The 18,290-nt window shown below is 37.5% G+C and carries 8 protein-coding genes and 2 tRNA genes; 8 read left to right on the top strand and 2 right to left on the bottom strand.

Features of this window, described 5'->3' with window-relative positions; genetic code table 11:
* Positions 1-425 precede the first annotated feature (425 nt).
* Positions 426-498 (bottom strand) — tRNA-Lys (locus tag FN756_RS12700).
* Between the two features lie 41 nt (positions 499-539).
* Positions 540-612, bottom strand: a tRNA-Lys gene (locus FN756_RS12695).
* Positions 613-1,149: 537 nt separating this feature from the next.
* Between FN756_RS12695 and FN756_RS12690 the strand changes: the two genes are divergently transcribed.
* The 8 genes from FN756_RS12690 (at position 1,150) to FN756_RS12655 (ending at position 18,240) form a co-directional block, all read left to right on the top strand.
* Complete coding sequence (locus FN756_RS12690; protein WP_142604484.1) at positions 1,150-4,257, top strand: TonB-dependent receptor plug domain-containing protein; 3,108 nt, start codon at positions 1,150-1,152, stop codon at positions 4,255-4,257.
* Positions 4,258-4,276: 19 nt separating this feature from the next.
* Positions 4,277-5,668, top strand: coding sequence for a RagB/SusD family nutrient uptake outer membrane protein (locus FN756_RS12685; protein WP_185955279.1), 1,392 nt, complete (start codon positions 4,277-4,279; stop codon positions 5,666-5,668).
* Positions 5,669-5,752: 84 nt separating this feature from the next.
* On the top strand, positions 5,753-8,926 hold the full coding sequence (locus FN756_RS12680; protein ID WP_142604482.1) for a SusC/RagA family TonB-linked outer membrane protein: 3,174 nt from the start codon (positions 5,753-5,755) through the stop codon (positions 8,924-8,926).
* A 13-nt stretch (positions 8,927-8,939) separates the two neighbouring features.
* Entirely contained in the window at positions 8,940-10,424 is a 1,485-nt protein-coding gene (locus tag FN756_RS12675) for a RagB/SusD family nutrient uptake outer membrane protein (RefSeq protein WP_185955278.1), read from the top strand.
* A 30-nt stretch (positions 10,425-10,454) separates the two neighbouring features.
* A complete protein-coding gene (locus tag FN756_RS12670; protein ID WP_142604480.1) occupies positions 10,455-11,258 on the top strand; it encodes a DUF4843 domain-containing protein in 804 nt (267 codons plus the stop codon).
* A 27-nt stretch (positions 11,259-11,285) separates the two neighbouring features.
* Positions 11,286-12,998 (top strand): PKD-like family lipoprotein, encoded by a 1,713-nt coding sequence (locus tag FN756_RS12665; protein ID WP_142604479.1) that lies wholly within the window; start codon positions 11,286-11,288, stop codon positions 12,996-12,998.
* A gap of 209 nt (positions 12,999-13,207) precedes the next feature.
* Positions 13,208-15,685, top strand: a complete 2,478-nt coding sequence (locus tag FN756_RS12660) for a zinc-dependent metalloprotease (RefSeq protein ID WP_142604478.1) — start codon at positions 13,208-13,210, stop codon at positions 15,683-15,685.
* A gap of 23 nt (positions 15,686-15,708) precedes the next feature.
* The gene (locus tag FN756_RS12655; protein WP_142604477.1) at positions 15,709-18,240 is read left to right on the top strand and encodes a zinc-dependent metalloprotease; all 2,532 of its coding nucleotides are present in this window, start codon (positions 15,709-15,711) and stop codon (positions 18,238-18,240) included.
* Positions 18,241-18,290: the final 50 nt, after the last annotated feature.

Raw genomic sequence — 18,290 nt, 5'->3', positions numbered from 1 at the left:
AAATCAGGTTGGCATCGCGGTTCCAGCAGGAATTCCAACGGATTTAAATGCTAAACTTCCAGATGCGCTAGCACCATTGCCATCGCGATAATCGGTGACATCAAAGCGTTAAACTTATTTTGAAAATGCCCGGTCCGTAAACGGATCGGGCAATTTTCATTTATACTGAAGTCAACGGTAAATGAAGTGTTTGAAAAAAACACCTTAATATTTTGTAACATTCTGATTTTCAGATCGTATAACTAATTATTCGGCCAGTATTCGAATTTAAGGCATTGATAAAAAGAATATCATAAAGGCTTAAATAGGAGATAAAGTGAAGGTGTAAGAGAATTCGGATGGCAATTGAAGATTCGTGGTGATTGGTGAAATTTTTAACAAAAAAACCGCGTTTCAAAGTTAGAAACGCGGTTTTTTGTTTTTTGTGATCCCGCTGGGATTCGAACCCAGGACCCATACATTAAAAGTGTATTGCTCTACCAGCTGAGCTACGGAATCGGTTGTTGATATTGTTTTAAAACTGTTCAACTTCAGTTTTGTGATCCCGCTGGGATTCGAACCCAGGACCCATACATTAAAAGTGTATTGCTCTACCAGCTGAGCTACGGAATCGGTTTGAAATGGTAATGTAAAAAAGAAGACTCCATTTCATTGTCTTCTTTTGAAAAACAAGGTTGTTTGTTTTTGGTGGTGCAAAGGTACAAGTTTGAAAGAATAAAACAATAGCAATAAGTTTTTGAGACTGTTAAATTGTATAATTTATTGTTCATCAGTGCGATAAAATTCTATAAAAAATAGTCGTCAGTAGTAAAATAAGATAGATTTGAAATAAGGTGCTGATTTGTGATCGTTTCGCAGCAGCACTGTTTGTAGATAAAAACAGTTGAAGGGAAAATAGTAAACACGAGGAAATTGGTCTAGTTACAATCGTTTGGTAGCAAGTGCTTTTTTCGGGAGATAAAACAGTATAAAATTCTGCTTTATAGTTATAATTCAGAATTTTTGTCTTTTGCTGCTTTTTTTTAAAAGCATAGTCCAGCAAATAGGCATATTGTCCATTTTATTTCCATCCTCTTAAATCTACTTTCGTAATCAAGAATAGTTTTATTTAACAGGGATTTAACCATTTATTAATAAATCAAGGATTCAATGAAACAAAAAGTGTACTATTTACTCGCCTTGGCAGGATTAATTTGCTTGAATAGCCAAATGAGCTACGCATTGCAGCCAAGTGTAAAAAAGACTTTTTCGCAAGCTGACACTATACGTCAACTTCAAAAGGTAACTGTTTCGGTTAGGGATTTGGGTACTTCTAAATTACTTGACAGTGTTCGAGTGACCTTAGGAAAAGAATCTAAATTTACAGAGAAGGGCGTTGTTGTTTTTGGAGACAATAAAGATTCAATATTGATTTTTTCCAAGCCGGGTTATGTGAGACTAGCCAAAAAATTAACATCTGCAACTTTAACAGTTAGTATGCTAAAAACAGATGAGTCAGAAGGATTTGCTATTAATCCTGGTTTATCTAAAAGAGTGAATTCTTTGTTTACGGGTTCAGCTGTTACAGTTGAAGGAGATAAGCTTCGTGAGATTAATGGCACCAACTTCATTGATGCTTTGAAGTTTTATGTTCCATCCCTGACGGTTACCAAAAGCAATAATAATGGAAGTAATCCAAATGCGCTTCCGGAGATCAGATTGCGTGGAGCAAATAATTTCCCTTATGCAGCTACAATAACAAATAATAACAATTCAGCTTCTGGTGTTCAAACAGCTCCTTCATCTGCAGATTTCATTGCTTCAAATGTAACTACTACCAGTAGCCCAATAATTTTATTGGATGGTATCCAGGTATCACTTCAAACTGCACTTGATATCGATATGAATCGTATTCAAAGTGTAACTGTATTGAAAGACGCAGCTGCAACTGCTTCCTATGGTATGCGAGGCGGTAATGGAGTTATAGCAATTCAAACAGTAAAACCTGGAAGAGGAATGAATATTTCTTTTAGCGAACAGGTACAAATTGCAACCCCTGATATTTCTTCGTATAAAACATTGAGTGCCAAAGAAAAATTAGACCTTGAAAATAAGGCTGGTTTATATCCCGGCAGTTTAGCTGCTCTTTATCAAAAAAGATATAATCAGGCTTATAATAATGGTGTTAACACCAACTGGTTGGAATTGCCTTTACAAAATGGGCTAAGCTCGAAACATACTCTAGCTTTTAGTAGCGGAACTGACGAAGTGGTTTATGGTTTCACTGCATCTTACAATGATATACAAGGAAGCATGAAAGGTTCTAGCAGAAAAAATCTTGATTTAGGTGCTAATTTCGGTGGCCATTTCGGTTCTTTTTCGTTCAATAATCAGTTTTACTATCTGGGTTCAAACGCTTCAAATTCTCCATTCGGATCATTTGACAAGTATGCTAAAATGAATCCTTATTGGAATCCTTATGATAAATTCACCGGGAAATTCCAAAAGCTTCTTGAAGTAGATACCATTGGCGAAAATGTAATTCCCTATTTAAACCCTGCATACAATTCAACTCTTGCCACCACTGATGCGGCAAAGTATGCTCGCTACAGCAATGTAACTAACTTAAATTGGGTAATTGGCTCTGGTTTTCAATTAGATGGTATTGCTAGCATTAGCAAGCAAGCAGATGAATTGAATCAGTTCTTGCCTCCCAATCATACCAAATTTGGTATGTTGACTGCTGATAGTATTTTAAAAAGAGGATTGTACAATTATACTTCTAATTCTTTCTTGGATATCCAAGGTGGCGTTCGCTTGCAATATCAAAAGAACTTGGGTAAGCACACAATCTTCACTAACGTAGGTGAAAACCTTGCGCAAACCAATAGCGAATCGGAAGGTGTTGCTGTAAGTGGATTTGCTGTTGACCGTTTGGCTGATATTAGTTTTGGAAGTGCTTATGCAATGAACAAACCAGTGAGTGGTAAAATTGCAACACGCTATGCTTCTACATTCGGTAATGTGACTTACAGTTATGATAATCGTTACCAGGTTGACCTATCGGGTGCTTTAGATAATTATTCAGGATTATCAAAAATGTCAAAGTTTGGTGCTGTGGGAATGGCCTGGAATGTTCATAATGAAAAATTCTTAAAGAATGTAAGCTGGATTGATCTGTTAAAGGTTAAGGGAAGCTTTGGTATAACCGGTAACCAGTACTTCTTATCGTATCTAAACAGAACAACTTATGATTATTACACTAATCAACAATACATACCTGCGGGAAGCGGCACCGGTACAATTGGAATTGGCCTGGGCGCTTATTTGACCGGCTATGGAAATAAAAACTTAGAAGCTCCTGAAACTTACAAGCAAGATATTGGCTTGGATGCTGTCTTATTTAAAAATCGACTAGCCTTAAACTTAAATGCTTTTAAGCAAAGAACTTATAAAATGGTTCTTCCATTATTCTCGCCTGCTTCAACAGGTTTCCAAAACTTCGCATCTTTTGATAATTATGGAGAGTTAGAAAATGGAGGATTTGAAATCGGTGCAGCTGCGACAGTTTATAAATCGCCTAAAAATAATTTGAACTGGAATATCATGGCAAATACCCTTCATGCCATGGATAAGATTACGACTGCTAGTGGTCCAATTTTCGACTACACAAACATCAATAACAATACAATTGCACCTCAAAATACGCTTCAGCCTCAATATGTAATTGGAAAATCACCATACGCTATATGGGCTGTTCCTTCAGCGGGTATTGATCCTCTAACAGGTAAAGAAGCTTTTTTAAAGAAAGACGGTACTATTACAACTGTTTGGGATGCAAGCGATAAAGTGTATGCAGGTAAGTTAACTCCAACCTGGGTAGGTTCATTTGGTACTGATGTTACCTATAAGCAATTCGCTTTAGGTGCATACTTCAATTATCAGTATGGTGCCAAGGTTTATAATCAAGGCTTAGCTAATATTGAAAATAAAGTTTATAACGACCCATCTTATAATATACTTAGATCATTAGGATATGCTGCTTCACCAACTAATGCTGTAACCAGATTAGTTGAAAATGATGATAAGATCCAATGCTCATCAATCATGTTTGGCTATACTGTTCCTAAAATGTTCGCAGAAAGAATTAAGGCCAAAAATCTTGCTTTGAAATTCTTGGTGAACAATGCTTTTGAGATTGGTGGTGCCGATATGCAACGCGGCATTTACTATCCATTCCAACGAAATTACACGTTCACCTTAAATGCAAACTTTTAATTTCTTAAATCAGAGTTCTATGCAAATTGTGAGAAAAAAAATATTATTAGCTATAACAGGATTATCGATCCTGTTTAGCACCGTATCCTGCCAAAAATGGGTTGATGATACTCCAAATCCATCGGGGGTGGATGAGTCTAAAGTGTTTTCTAAAGAACAAGGTTTCCGTGATGCATTAAATGGCGTGTATTTGCAAATGGGTTCTCCAGCGCTTTATGGCAAAGATTTAACCATGGGAGTGTTATCCCTAATGGGCAGAAGTTATGATAGTGTGAATGTGAAAAAAATCAGCAATTTACAGTATCAGGCTGCAAAATTTAATTTACAGGATCAGGATGTTAAAGTGTACTCTGCCAGTGTGTGGAATCAAATGTATCAATCTATTGCTAACGTAAATAATGTGTTGGCGAATGTTGAAACTAAAAAGGACATTTTTACCGGCAATAATTATAACACTTATAAAGGTGAGGCGTTAGCCTTGAGAGCTTATTTACATTTTGATATACTTCGTTTATTTGCTCCGGCTCCTTCTACGGGATCTTTGGCAAGCCCTGCTATTCCTTATGTAACTTCAATTAACTTCAGTGCTACACCGGTTAGCTCGGTTGAGCAAGTGTTAAATCAGTGTATAGCTGATTTAAATACTGCAAATGATTTATTAGATGCGAATGATTTAACACAGTCACAAATTAATAAATGGGCTGTACAAGGTTTATTGGCTCGTATTTATATGTACAAAGGTGATAATGTCAAAGCAAGTGAATATGCTTTAGCTGTTATCAATAGCAATAAATTTTCATTGTCTAATAACAAGAATGATTTAATGTTTAATAAGGAAAGCTTATTCCAACTTTACGTTTATTTGAATGACTTTAGTCAATATTATAAATCTTTGTTTTCAGATCCTTCATTATTAGGATTGTCCACTTCAGGGCAAACTGCTTTATATGTTACAGGTAACGGTAGTGCTACTGATTATCGTAAAAACTTTATTGCCGGTGGCGCAACTACTAGCTTAACAATTGCGCTGCAAAAGCTTTCTAATCCTGCAGGTGGGGTTACAAAATCTAATGTATTTCCTATGATTCGTTTAACGGAGATGTATTATATCGCTGCAGAATGTGCAACTGATGGAACTACGGGTTTATCTTATATCAATCCTGTAAGAATAGCTCGCAACCTTCCGGCTTTAACTTCAACTCAGGTTCCGAATTTGGCAGTTCTTTCAACTGAAATTTTGAATGAATATAAGAAAGAGTTTATAGGCGAAGGACAAATGTTTTTCTATTACAAAAGAAAAAATACACCTTTTACAGCATTGCCATTTTATCCGGCTATTGCTGCAAGTCCAAAGGCGGGTGAAGTGCCGGTGGCATCAAATGCAACCTACACCTTTGTTAAGCCTGAATAAGGTTTTATTATTAAGTAACTGAAACTCAATACATTGTGTTTCGTATAAGGAAATTAAGGGATCAAGAAAAATTGCATAATCATTATGAGCAATATTTATAAAATATTAAAGAGAAGTTGGAATAAGGGAGTTCTATTGCTTCTTCTCCTGACTTTTTGTACAACCATCCTTTTTGCACAAACTGCTGTGATACGTGGTACGGTAAAAGATGAATCAGGAGAGCCTATGGTCGGTGCTGTGGTAATGCAGGTTGGGACCAAAAATGCTGCGCCTGTTACTAAGGATGGAACTTTTGAATTAAAAAATGTTACACCCGGTGCTACCTTGCAGGTTAACTTTCTTGGTTATAAAACTGCGGTAACTGCTTTAAAATCAGGGCAAACTACTGTGTCTTTCGTGTTGAAAAGTAACACTATAGGGCTAAAAGAAGTAACAGTGAATACAGGTTTATATAAAAGACCTATAGGTAATTTCACTGGGTCGGCAAAAACGTATACCGGTGCAGAGTTAAAAAGTGTAAACCCGCGTAACGTGATTCAGGCCTTATCTGTAATAGATCCATCAGTTAGAATAGCTGCCGATAATATATCAGGTAGTGATCCTAATAAATTGCCTAATCTTCAGATTCGTGGTGCAAACAACCTTACTTTAACAACCAATACTAGTGCGGCTAATCCGGTTTCAAATGGTGATATCATGGCGAGTTATTTAGCGAACCCCAATCAGCCTTTGATTATTATGGATGGCTTTGAAACTACCTTACAAACACTTTATGATATGGATGTTAATTTAATCGAAAACATCACTGTTTTAAAGGATGCTGCCGCAACTGTAGCGTATGGTTCAAAAGCGGCCAATGGTGTTATTGTTGTTGATACTAAACAGCCTGTTCAGGGTAAATTAAGAGCTAGCTATGGTATTAATGCAAATATTGAATTGCCTGATCTTACTTCTTATAATCTGATGGATGCTGCAAGTTTATTGGAGGCACAACGGTTATCAGGTGTTTATAACGATCCTTCAAATTATTTTAATGATGTTGCCAAGCAGCAATGGTATAACTACCGTTTAGCTCAAGTTAAAAGTGGGGTTAACACTTATTGGCTTTCTCAACCCCTGCAAATGGGATATGGATTAACCCACAGCTTGCAATTGTCGGGCGGTGGAAGTAATTTGAGATATTCATTCTCCCTGGGCTATGGCAATAATGAAGGTGTGATGAAAGGGTCCGGCAGAGATCGTTATTCTATGGGTTACAATGTGAGTTACTCTGGAAAGAAAATTAGGGTAAGTAACGCTACTTCTCTTGCTTATGTTAAGGGTAATAATACTCCTTGGGGTAGTTTTGCTAGTTACTCAAAGCAATTGCCATTTTTCAGAAATAACGATGAGGCGGGTAACCCAATTAAAATTTTGGAACCTAATGGAAGTGAATTAGGATTCGGAAGTCAAGCACCGGGAGGAATTTTTGTAAATCCTGAATATAATTCAACCTTAAATGTAAAAGATTATTCAACTATGTTAAGCTTAACGAATAACTCCAGTATTGAATGGTCGCTTTTAGATGAATTAAAATTAACAGGTAGCTTAGGCTGGTCAGCAAATACTCCTCAATCAGAGGCATTTTTACCTGCTGATCATACTTCATTTGCTGATAATATTGGACTTATGGGTGACCTTGGTTCTTATCAACAAACCAAAGGAAATAATAATGTAATTAACGGTAAAGTAAGCTTAAATTATAGATTAACTTTTGGCAAAAGTACTTTATTGACTGCTGTGGGCGGTCAATTGCAAAAAACCTCTAGTAATGGAACCACTATAAAAGTATTGGGTATTCCAAATGATTATTTAGGTGAAATAGGTTTAGCAAACGGTTTTAGTTATTCAACTCTTAAGCCTAATACTCTAAGTAACCTATCAAAATCTGTTTCAAATTTTGCGAGCATAAGTTACAATTTCGACAATCGTTATACTGCTGAAGTTACTGCTAACCTAAGTGGCTCTTCGCAATTTGGTGCTCACGCTGGGATGACTCCTTTTTATGCAGGAGGTTTGAGTTGGAATATTTCGAATGAGAAATTTTTCAAACCAAATGATATTATTCAATCAGCTAAATTACGCGCTAGCATTGGTACTGCTGGTAATCAGAATATTTCTTCTGATATACAGATCTATCAGTACAGTCTTACTAATAACTACCGTTTGATGCTCGGTAGCACCACTGGTAGTTATGCTAATCCTGATTTGCAATTCCAAAAAACCTTAAAAACTAACCTTGGTTTAAGTTTAGGTCTGTTAAAAGGAAAAATTAATGCATCATTGGAAGTATACCAGGAAACAACTGATAACTTGATTTTACCGTTAGACATCGCTCCATCAACCGGTTTCCTTTCATATAGAGATAACTTGGGTGGAACTCAAAATACCGGCTATGAAATAGGTATTAATGCCAATGTCATTAAAGACGCGAAACGAAATATATTTTGGACCCTTGGTTTTAACACCGGTCATTACAGAAATATACTAACCAGATTGTCTCCGGCAATTGATGCCATTAATGCGAAAAATAACGCTACAACAGATCCAAATAACCCATTAAATGGAAGGTATCAAACTAATCCTCTTCCACGTTTTGTGGTTGGGCAGTCGATGAGTAAAATTTGGGCAGTGCCATCATTAGGTATTGATCCTGCAACCGGTCAAGAGGTTTTTGTTAAACTGGATGGTAGCCGCACTTTTGTTTGGGATGCCAATGATAAACGCCCAATCGCAGACGCAACGGCTAAGTTCAAAGGAAGCGCGTCGTCCAACTTTAATTACAAAAACTTTGTACTCAACTTTAACTTAATGTACCAATATGGTGGGTATATGTATAACCAAACCTTGGTTGATAAAGTAGAAAATGTTGATCTACTGCATGGAAATGCTGATATGAGGGTGTTGACAGAACGTTGGAAACAACCTGGAGATCACAGTTCATTTAAATCACTGGTTGCTAATGGTTTAAACGGTTTGCAACAAACAAATGCAACTTCTCGCTTTGTACAAAAGGATAATTTTATTGATCTGTCAAGCTTAACGGTTGGCTATAATTTCCCTTCAACTTTGAAGTGGGTGAAAGCTTCTCATTTATCTGCTCCTAAAATAATGATTACCCAAAACAACCTGGTTCGTTTGGGTACTATTAAAAACGAACGTGGTACTGGTTATCCGTTCGCTAGAAGTTTCAGCTTTGGTTTATCAACAAATTTCTAAGCGTATGTTTAATATGAATCAATCAAACAAACAAAATAAAGCATCCGCACTGTTCACATCAGGATGGATCGTATTATCTTTCATAATGCTAATTACTTTTAGCGGATGTGAGAAATTTTTGGAGCTACCGGTAAAGGATAAAGTTCCTCAAGATCAATTGTTCAATGATGAGCAAGGATTTATGGACGCTTTAAACGGGGTGTATTTTGGGATGGATAATCCTAATAATGGAGTTAAGAACTTATATACCAATGATTTGTCGATGGGAATGCTTTCCATTATGACAAATAACTATTACAATGCAGCCACTTCTGCTTTAGGTAGTGGAATGTATGCCGCTACTGCAAAATATGATTATGCCGGGGCGGCCTTAAGGCCGGAAATAGACGGAATTTGGAGTGGTATGTATAATAACATTGCTAATGTCAATAACATATTAGTGCATATTGATACAAAAAGAGATGTTTTTTCAAGCGATAAATATCAAAGAGTTAAAGGTGAAGCTCTGGCTTTGCGCGCTCTTTTTCACTTTGACTTAGCACGTTTATTTGGTAAATCTCCTGTTACCGGATTAAATGAAAAGGCAATCCCATACGTTACAAAGTTTTCCGGGGTGTCTACGCCTAGGGTATCATTAAATGCCGCATTAGATTCTTGTATCTCTGATTTGAGTAAAGCAGAATCTATATTGGCCCAAACAGATACTACTTCTGTTTCTGACGTTTCTTTAGATTTATTTAACGGATTTACCCAAAATCACATGAATTATTGGGCTGCCAAAGCCTTATTAGCTCGTGTTTATTTGTATAAAGGCGATTTTCCGAAGGCAATGGAATATGCGAAATCAGTAATTGCAAGTGCTAAGTTTCCGTTGGTTACAAGTAATGTTGCATTGGCTGCCAATCCAACAAGAGACCGTTTATTTTCACAAGAACATTTGTTTTCAATATACAGCACAAATGTAACAACCATTAATAATGGTCTGTTTCTAGGACCCGCACCGTTTGCAGTTGCTAAAGCTACTAAGGATGCAATATTCACCGGGAACACAGGAAGCGCTTTAGATTATCGTTATTTATCGTGGTTCGAACCCACAGGCAATGCTAATATTTTTGCACCCTCTAAATTCTATCAGGATAAAGGCTTACCGTATAAATTACAAAATATTGTGCCCTTGTTAAAGGTTTCAGAAATGTATTACATAGTGGCTGAATGTGCAAATAATGCCGGCGATTTGGCAACAGGTCTGTCGTTTCTAAACAAAGTAAGAACCAGTCGCGGTTTAAGCCCTTTAACTTCGGCTACCATCACGGATGCAACAATGCTTTCAGGCGAAATTACGAAAGAGTATAAGAAGGAATTTTTCCAGGAAGGACAAACTTTCTTCTATTACAAACGACTTAATAAGGATCTTGCTGTTGAAACTGGAATTACGACCGTTCCTTCAAATGCATATGTTTTCCCGATTCCAGATAAGGAGAACGAATACAATAATTAACAGTCGCTTTTAGAAATTATAGACAGAGACATGAAAAAATTATTTCACATACTTTCTTTTTTTGCAATTCTTTCAATTGTTGGATGCGAAGAAAAACCAACCTTATTTACGGAAACAGATGGCCTTTATTTTGGCACAGCCGATACGGTTCTAAATTATTCATTTGCCAAGTATCCTTATAAAACATTTGATACCCTTCAAATTCCAGTAAACGTTTTAGGTAATTCTTTCAGCGCCGACAGGCCGATTTCTGTTGAAGTTCAAACTGCTTCGTGGTTAAATGCTGTTGATGGGGTGCATTACAAAGTTCTTAGTAGCGATGCTGTTGTTAGGGCGAATGCCTATAAAGCAACTATTCCGGTGGTTGTTTATCGTACTCCTGATTTAGAAGCGAACATGGTTAAAATCAAGTTGAAATTAAAGACGAATGAAGCTTTTCAGGGGGAAGGAATTACTACTAAACAGGCGGTAACTATTAATCTTGCTTACATGATGAAACCAACAACCTGGGGGATAGATATGAGTGTAAGCTCCGTTGGCTTTGCGGCTAGGCCGACTAATTTCGGAACCTGGACTAAAGCCAAGTATAAATTGATGTTGGAAGCTTTGTACGATCCGGCAACCGGTGCTACTGTTACTGAGTTCCCAATCACAGCTCCCTATCCGGTTATCTATAATCAGTACGTTGCTGTAGTACGAAATTACATTAAGACAAAGTATCCCGGAAATTATGGTTTAGGCGGACCAAATGCTGCAACCCTAACAGATCCTGATGCCCCTGATCAAATTACACCGGGGAAGAATTTGATACAAGTAGGTCCTGCAAATTATTAATACAGGCTACTTAAAATATTAACTAAAATGTTCCATCTGATAACTAAAAAGGATAAAATGAAACAGGTGAATAAGATATTAACGATTTTCTTGAATACAATTTTTGCGACGGCCATTCTTACAGGCTGTAGCAAGGATTTGGGAAATTATGACTATCAGGATATAAATACACTAAAAATTTCGACGGACATGACAAGTGTCGATCCGAATATATTTGTAACCGCAGACTCTATAAATCTTACCCAAAATGATAGTTTAAAGGTTAAACTAAAAATTGAGCAATCGCTCGGTTCTGCAGAAAATTTTAAATATCAGTGGATACTTACGCAGGCTGACGCAACCGGTGCAAATCCCGTTAAACATATTATTGATAGTACAGCTGCGTTAGCAACTAAAATAAGCCTAACCCCAAACTTATACAGATTAGTTGCAATGGTTACTGATAAAAATACAGGTGTTTCTTATTACAAAAAATTTGCATTAAACGTAAATGCTGCCCCTTGGGGTAATGAAGGTTGGCTAATCTTACAGGCTCAGCCTGACGGCAGTGATATCTCCGTAATCACCAGCAGAGATGGTGCTTCACATGGCAAAGTTTATCCTGACGTTTATTCTATTATGAATGATCATAAACTGCCAAAAGGAACCAATAAGGTTAACATAGTTAATTATACAGCTTCTTTAAGGGCACAAAAGATATCGTTTTTCTACCCAAATGGAGGTATGCAAGTAAGGAGTATTGATTATGCTGACTCTCTTAATGCTGAAAATTGGTTTGCTACTCCGGTACCGATTAATTTTCAATCAAACAGTTCTGCTTTAGGCCAATGGGAGTACCTCATTAATAACGGGCAACTTTCATTCCGTTCGGTAAATGTGTCGTCCCTTAAAACCCCGCCTATTAATTTTCAGCCGCCTTTCTTGGGTACTTATACCTTAAGCCCGTTTGTGCTTAGCGCTCCTGCTGATGCTTATGTTTTATGTTATGATAATGCTAACCGATGCTTTGTACAATTTAATGTCTCTACCGGAGCACTATATCCTGTTACCAGTGATATAGTGAAAGGTCATTTTCCGCTCACCACCGCTACAACAGCTGATTTAGACCCAACAACCGGTAAAGGATTTGATTTAAATAACAAAACTGGCCTGCTGCAAAATTTGGTGTATGCAGAAAATGCGCAGCCATTAACAACAGCTAATCCTTTTTGGTATTGCTTTTTTAGAAATGATGCCGGTGATGTTACTTACCTGGTTCAGGTTCAGCACAAAACAACAGCTGCAGACAATAAGTTTACGACAGGCCGATATTTATTAAATCAAGCAACATGCCCGGGGATTAACTCGGCAACCATGTTTGCATGTCCAACTCATCTGGCCATGACTTCGGGAGCATTTTATTATGTAAACGGAAGTAATATTTATACTTGTAAACCAAGATACGCCCCAGGCACTACAACTGCGGCAGTAGGGCTGTCATTCCCAGCTGGTACCATTATTAAAGCAATGAAAACCTTTAATTCCGGCTATTTAGCTGCAAATATTCCAAGTGCAACAGAGGGTAAAGTTTTGGTGGTGGCCACTGATGAAACGGCAAGTGGTGGAGGAAATAAAGTTTACTTCTTTAACCTGAATGCAACAACCGGAGATATTATGGGAACACCAACATCTCCTGCCGATGTGTATACCGGTTTTGATAAGATTACCGATATCGCATTTAAAAAAGCATTAGGGAAATAAACCTAATTGTAGTAGAATGATTAGGGTATAAAACGCTCTGTGTAGTGATAATGTAGTGGTGGATCAACGCCTGATTTTCATTATAAAGTACGTATTTGCAGATATATTAAAGATTTACTTGCTAACAAGAGACAACAACCAAGTGTTTCTGATTAGGTAAACAGATTAACGATAATACAACAATTCAGTACAATAATAAAACTAGAAGAATGAAACTAAAATTTATCCCTGTTTTCTTTTTTGCATTATTTGCATTTAAAACAGGTTTGGCACAGGATTCCGCTGCGGTTAAGAAGCCTGCAATAGTAGCTGGTAAGTTAAAGCCTTACAATCAGGTTATTACTGCAAAAGCTGTTACTAAAACAGGTATGTTTAAAGTTCACCAAGTAGATGATAAATACTATTTCGAAATTCCAGATAATTTATTGTCACGTGAGTTTTTATTTACCACACGTTTGTCAAAAGTTGCTACGGGTAGCCCATTGTATGGTGGAGAGCTTATGAACGGAATGATTGTTTCAATTGAAAAAGCTCCAAATGACAAATTGTTTGTACGTGCAGTAACCAGTGTAGCAGTATGTGATTCATCAAATGCAATTTCTCGTGCAGTAAGAAATTCAACAATTGATCCTATTATTATGGTGCTTGATGTAAAAGCACGTGGAACTGATAATAAGTCTTCTATTGTTGATTTTACTGACTTCTACCTTAAAGAAAATCTGATTTCGGGCTTCAGTGCTGAAGCTAAAAAAATAATGAAAACAGGATCACCTGCTGCTGACAGATCATTTATCTTGTCAATGGATGCTTATCCTCAAAACATTGAGATTAAAACAATGAAAACCTATAGCATGGGTGGTGGAACTCCAAAAGAGGGTGAATCTCCAGTCGGGGCTAATGTTGGGGTTACGTTTGAAATCAGTAATGCAGTATCGGTGTTGCCTAATACTCCAATGCAGATTCAGGCGTATGATCCTCGAGTAGGTTTCTTCTCAGATAGTTATAATGTATTCGCAGATGCGCAACAGAAGGTAGAAGAGAAAAAGTTTATTGTACGCAACCGACTGGAAGTTAAACCTGAAGATCTGGCGCGTTACAAAGCCGGTGAACTAGTGGAACCTAAAGAGCCTTTGGTGTATTATGTTGACCCGGCAACCCCTAAACAATGGCGCAAATACATTATTGCAGGTATTAATGATTGGAATGAAGCATTTAAAGCAGCCGGTTTTAAAAATGCCATCGTTGGTAAAGAATGGCCTGAAAATGATCCTACGATGAGTTTGGAAGATGCGCGTTACAGAGTAGTGCGTTACTTCCCTTCAACAACTCCTTTTTCTTACGGTCCTAAATTGAATGATCCACGTACCGGTGAAATTTTACAATCATATATTGGTTGGTCACATAGCCAGGTTAAAAGCTTGCACGATTGGTATATGATACAAGCAGGCGCAGTAGATCCTGAAGGAAGAACCATGAAATTCAATGATGAATTAATGGGTGCATTAATACGTGCTGATATTAGCCGCACTGTAGGTTTTACGCTTGGCTTAAAGGAAAATTTGGGTAGCAGTTCAACAATTCCAATTGAAAAATTAAGAGATAAGAATTGGCTGGCAACTCATCCGTTTAACCACTCTATTATGGATTACAACCATTACAACTATGTAGCTCAACCAAGTGATTTAGTTACTCGTAAGGGATTGATTCCTCAAATAGGTGAGTACGATAAATGGGCGATCAAATGGGCTTATACCTATACAGGTGTTAATGATTTTGAAGCCGATAAAAAGATTCGTTTGAAATGGATTACTGACAATGTAAAACCAGGTTCAAAATTAATCTTTATTGGCGATCAGGGTGGCCATCCAAGTGATCCGATCAATCCAACTGCACAATGGGAGGATTTGAGTAATGACAATGTTAAAGCAAGTGAATATGGCGTTAAAAATTTAAAAATAGCAATGGCCAACCTGCTTAAATGGACTAAAGGAGCCGAATTTGATTCCTATTTTAATACATCAGATTTGTATTATACTTTATGTGATCAGTTCTCATTCCTTGTTCGCCATGTGTATTCAAATGTAGGTGGAGTTCGTGAAAACATTGCTAATGTAGGACAAGGTGATATTTATACACCTGTTCCTAAGGCGACTCAAAGAGCGGCAGTAGCATTTTTAAATAAAGAAGTGTTTAATACACCTACATGGTTATATGATCCGAATGTATTGAATAAATGGAGTAAACCTGCCAAAAAAGAAAATTATCAAAAAATGCAGGATCAGGCACTTTTCGAATTACTTCTTGAAAATCGTTTGTTAAGGATGCATACCGCAACGATGCGTTTTGGTAAAGATAAAACGTATACAGTTGATGAATTATTGACCGATTTGAACAAGGGTCTTTTTGCTGAATTGCAAACCCGCCAATCGGTTGATAGTTATAAGCGCTATATGCAAAAACAGGCTGTAGGCTATATGCTTAAAACGGCACAATTGGGTGATAAACTACCTGATGGTAAAACTGACGACTTAACTACCACTGATGTTCCTGTAGTGTTCCGTTCTCACTTAAGAAATCTTTTGGTACAAATTAAGGCGGCTACTCCTTCTTACACAGATCCGGTAATGGTTGCACACCTTAAATATATGTCGCAAAAAATCGACAGTTATTTAAATCCAAAGAACTAACTAATTAGACTTTTATTAGTACGATGATAAAGCTGGTAATGAAATTAAAAGTAACGTTTATAGTATTGTTGGGTCTATGCGGTAGTACGGCAATGGCTCAACGCAAAAAGGTTCAGCAACCTGTAGTTAAAACTGATACTACAAAGGCTTCGCCATTAAGTAACATTATAACAAAGAACACCGAGAGCAAAAGGGGGTTAATTACTATTCATAAAACAGGGGATAAGTATTATTTCGAAATTCCTGATTCGATTTTAAAAAGAGATTTATTGGTAACAAACTGGTTAGTAAAAGTACCAGGGGGCAGTCCAAAGTTTGGTGGTGAAATGATGGACACCAGAATGATCTGTTTTGAAAAAGGATTGAATAATAAGTTGATGTTGCGAGTGGTAGATATCGCTACCAAGGCCGACTCAAGCAATGCCATTTCAAAAGCTGTTGATAATTCAAATATTAACCCTATCGCTACGCTTTATGATATTAAGGCAAGAGGCGAAGGCAATAAAAGCTCAATCATTGATGCGACAGATTTTCTGCAAAAGGAAAACTCTTTCACAATGATAGGTACTGAGGTTAAACAGAAGTTAGGATTAAGTTCATTTGCCGCAGATAGAAGCTGGGTGAAAAGTGTTTCTGCGTATCCAATTAACGTGGAATTAAGATTTGTGCGTACTTATGGAGCTTCCGGTGCACCGGTTAAGGACCGCGGTGTTGAAAAGCTTGCCACAGAAGCAGCCAGAATTGGTGGTGCAGTAACGCTTGAAGTTTCTACTTCTATTTTACTCATGCCTGAAAAGCCAATGATGGGACGCCAATTCGATATGCGTGTGGGCTATTTTGCTGATGCCGGTTATACTCAAATTACAGATGAAAAAGTTAACCCTAAAAGCTTTATTGCTCGTTATCGTTTAGAGCCTAAGGCTGAGGATATGGAAAAATACAAAAGAGGTGAATTGGTAGAACCAAAACAGCAAATTGTATATTACCTTGATCCGGCTACACCTAAACAATGGCGCCCGTACCTGATTGCAGGTATCAATGACTGGAATGAAGCATTTAAAGCTGCCGGTTTCAAAAATGCCATCATTGGTAAAGAGTGGCCTGAAAATGATACCACAATGAGCTTGGAGGATAAACGTTATAAAGTGTTGCGTTACTTGCCTTCAGACGTTGCAAATGCATACGGTCCGCATATCTCTGATCCAAGAAGCGGTGAGATTTTACAAAATTACGTTGGCTGGTACCATAACGTTATGACCTTGGTGCATGATTGGTACATGGTACAGGCCGGTCCAAACGATCCAAGAGCTCGTACAATGAAATTTAGCGATGAGTTAATGGGTGAGTTGATCCGTTTTGTATCATCTCACGAGGTGGGCCATACTTTAGGTTTGCGCCACAATATGGGTAGCAGCAGTTTAACTCCTGTTGAGAAATTAAGAGACAAAGAATGGGTTGAAAAACACGGTCATACTGCTTCTATTATGGACTATGCTCGTTTTAACTATGTTGCTCAGCCTGAAGATAAGATCAGCGCTGCCGGTATTATGCCTCGTATCAATGACTATGACAAATGGGCCATCAAATGGGGCTATACCTATACAGGAGCCAAAGATGACGATGAAGATAGAAAAATTGTATCAAAATGGATTGTTGACAGCTTAGCCGCCAATCCGAGATTATGGTTTGGTGGTGAAGGAATGAATCACGATGGGCGCTGTCAGACAGAAGATGTGGGTGATAACAATATGAAGGCCAATGAATACGGAATTAAAAATTTGAAATACGTAATGGCTCACCTTCCTGAATGGACTAAGGATGATAATGATTTGAATTCAAATAAAAATCTTACCCAAATGTATCTTCAGACTGTAACTCAATACCAGCGTTACGTTAATCATGTTGTTAGAAACGTAGCCAGCACTGAAGAAACCATTATAACTCCTGATCAGCCCGGCGATATTTATGCTCCGGCGCCAGCCGAGAAACAAAAAGAAGCGATTGCGTTTTTAAACAAACAGGTTTTTGAAACCCAACCTTGGTTACTGGATGAAAAGTTACTTAATCAAATAGGCAACCCTGCTCGTGGTACCAGTGCTTTTAGTAAGATTCAGGAGGGTACGATAATGCAGTTAACAAGTGATAGGGTATTGAATACTTTAAACATGGCGGAACAGCGTTTCGGTAAAGGAAAGACCTATTCAATGATTGAGCTTTTATCTGATTTGAAAGCCGGTATTTTCAGCGAATTAAAAACCAATAAACCAATCGATATTTTTCGACGCGACGTGCAGAAGTACTATATCCAAGGTCTTTTTAGAGCATTGGAAGAATCTGAAAAAGGAAATAACGTCATTGCCCTGTTAGTTTCTCCGAATGCAGCGGAAGAGGCGCCGGTAACTGTGGGTTCTGACGTTGGTCCTATATTGCGCATGCACCTGGAGAATTTACGTAAAGAGATTTTAGCTGCAGTTCCAACTATAAAAGATAAAGAATCAAAAGAGCATTTAATGTTTATAGCTGAGCGAATTAAAAAAAGCTTAATTTTAAAATAAGCAGTTTTCTTAAAAAGCCCGGCCTAACGGCGGGCTTTTTAAGGTAAAGG

Origin of the sequence: Solitalea koreensis, assembly GCF_900182575.1 — a bacterium.
Lineage (GTDB): Bacteria > Bacteroidota > Bacteroidia > Sphingobacteriales > Sphingobacteriaceae > Solitalea > Solitalea koreensis.
This window is presented reverse-complemented; position numbering and strand designations above follow the sequence as displayed.

Bases quoted from the DNA above. Each gene is read 5' to 3' on its own strand.
- FN756_RS12690 (WP_142604484.1), top strand. From the start codon at position 1,150: ATGAAACAAAAAGTGTACTATTTACTCGCCTTGGCAGGATTAATTTGC.
- FN756_RS12685 (WP_185955279.1), top strand. From the start codon at position 4,277: ATGCAAATTGTGAGAAAAAAAATATTATTAGCTATAACAGGATTATCG.
- FN756_RS12680 (WP_142604482.1), top strand. From the start codon at position 5,753: ATGAGCAATATTTATAAAATATTAAAGAGAAGTTGGAATAAGGGAGTT.
- FN756_RS12675 (WP_185955278.1), top strand. From the start codon at position 8,940: ATGAATCAATCAAACAAACAAAATAAAGCATCCGCACTGTTCACATCA.
- FN756_RS12670 (WP_142604480.1), top strand. From the start codon at position 10,455: ATGAAAAAATTATTTCACATACTTTCTTTTTTTGCAATTCTTTCAATT.
- FN756_RS12665 (WP_142604479.1), top strand. From the start codon at position 11,286: ATGTTCCATCTGATAACTAAAAAGGATAAAATGAAACAGGTGAATAAG.
- FN756_RS12660 (WP_142604478.1), top strand. From the start codon at position 13,208: ATGAAACTAAAATTTATCCCTGTTTTCTTTTTTGCATTATTTGCATTT.
- FN756_RS12655 (WP_142604477.1), top strand. From the start codon at position 15,709: ATGATAAAGCTGGTAATGAAATTAAAAGTAACGTTTATAGTATTGTTG.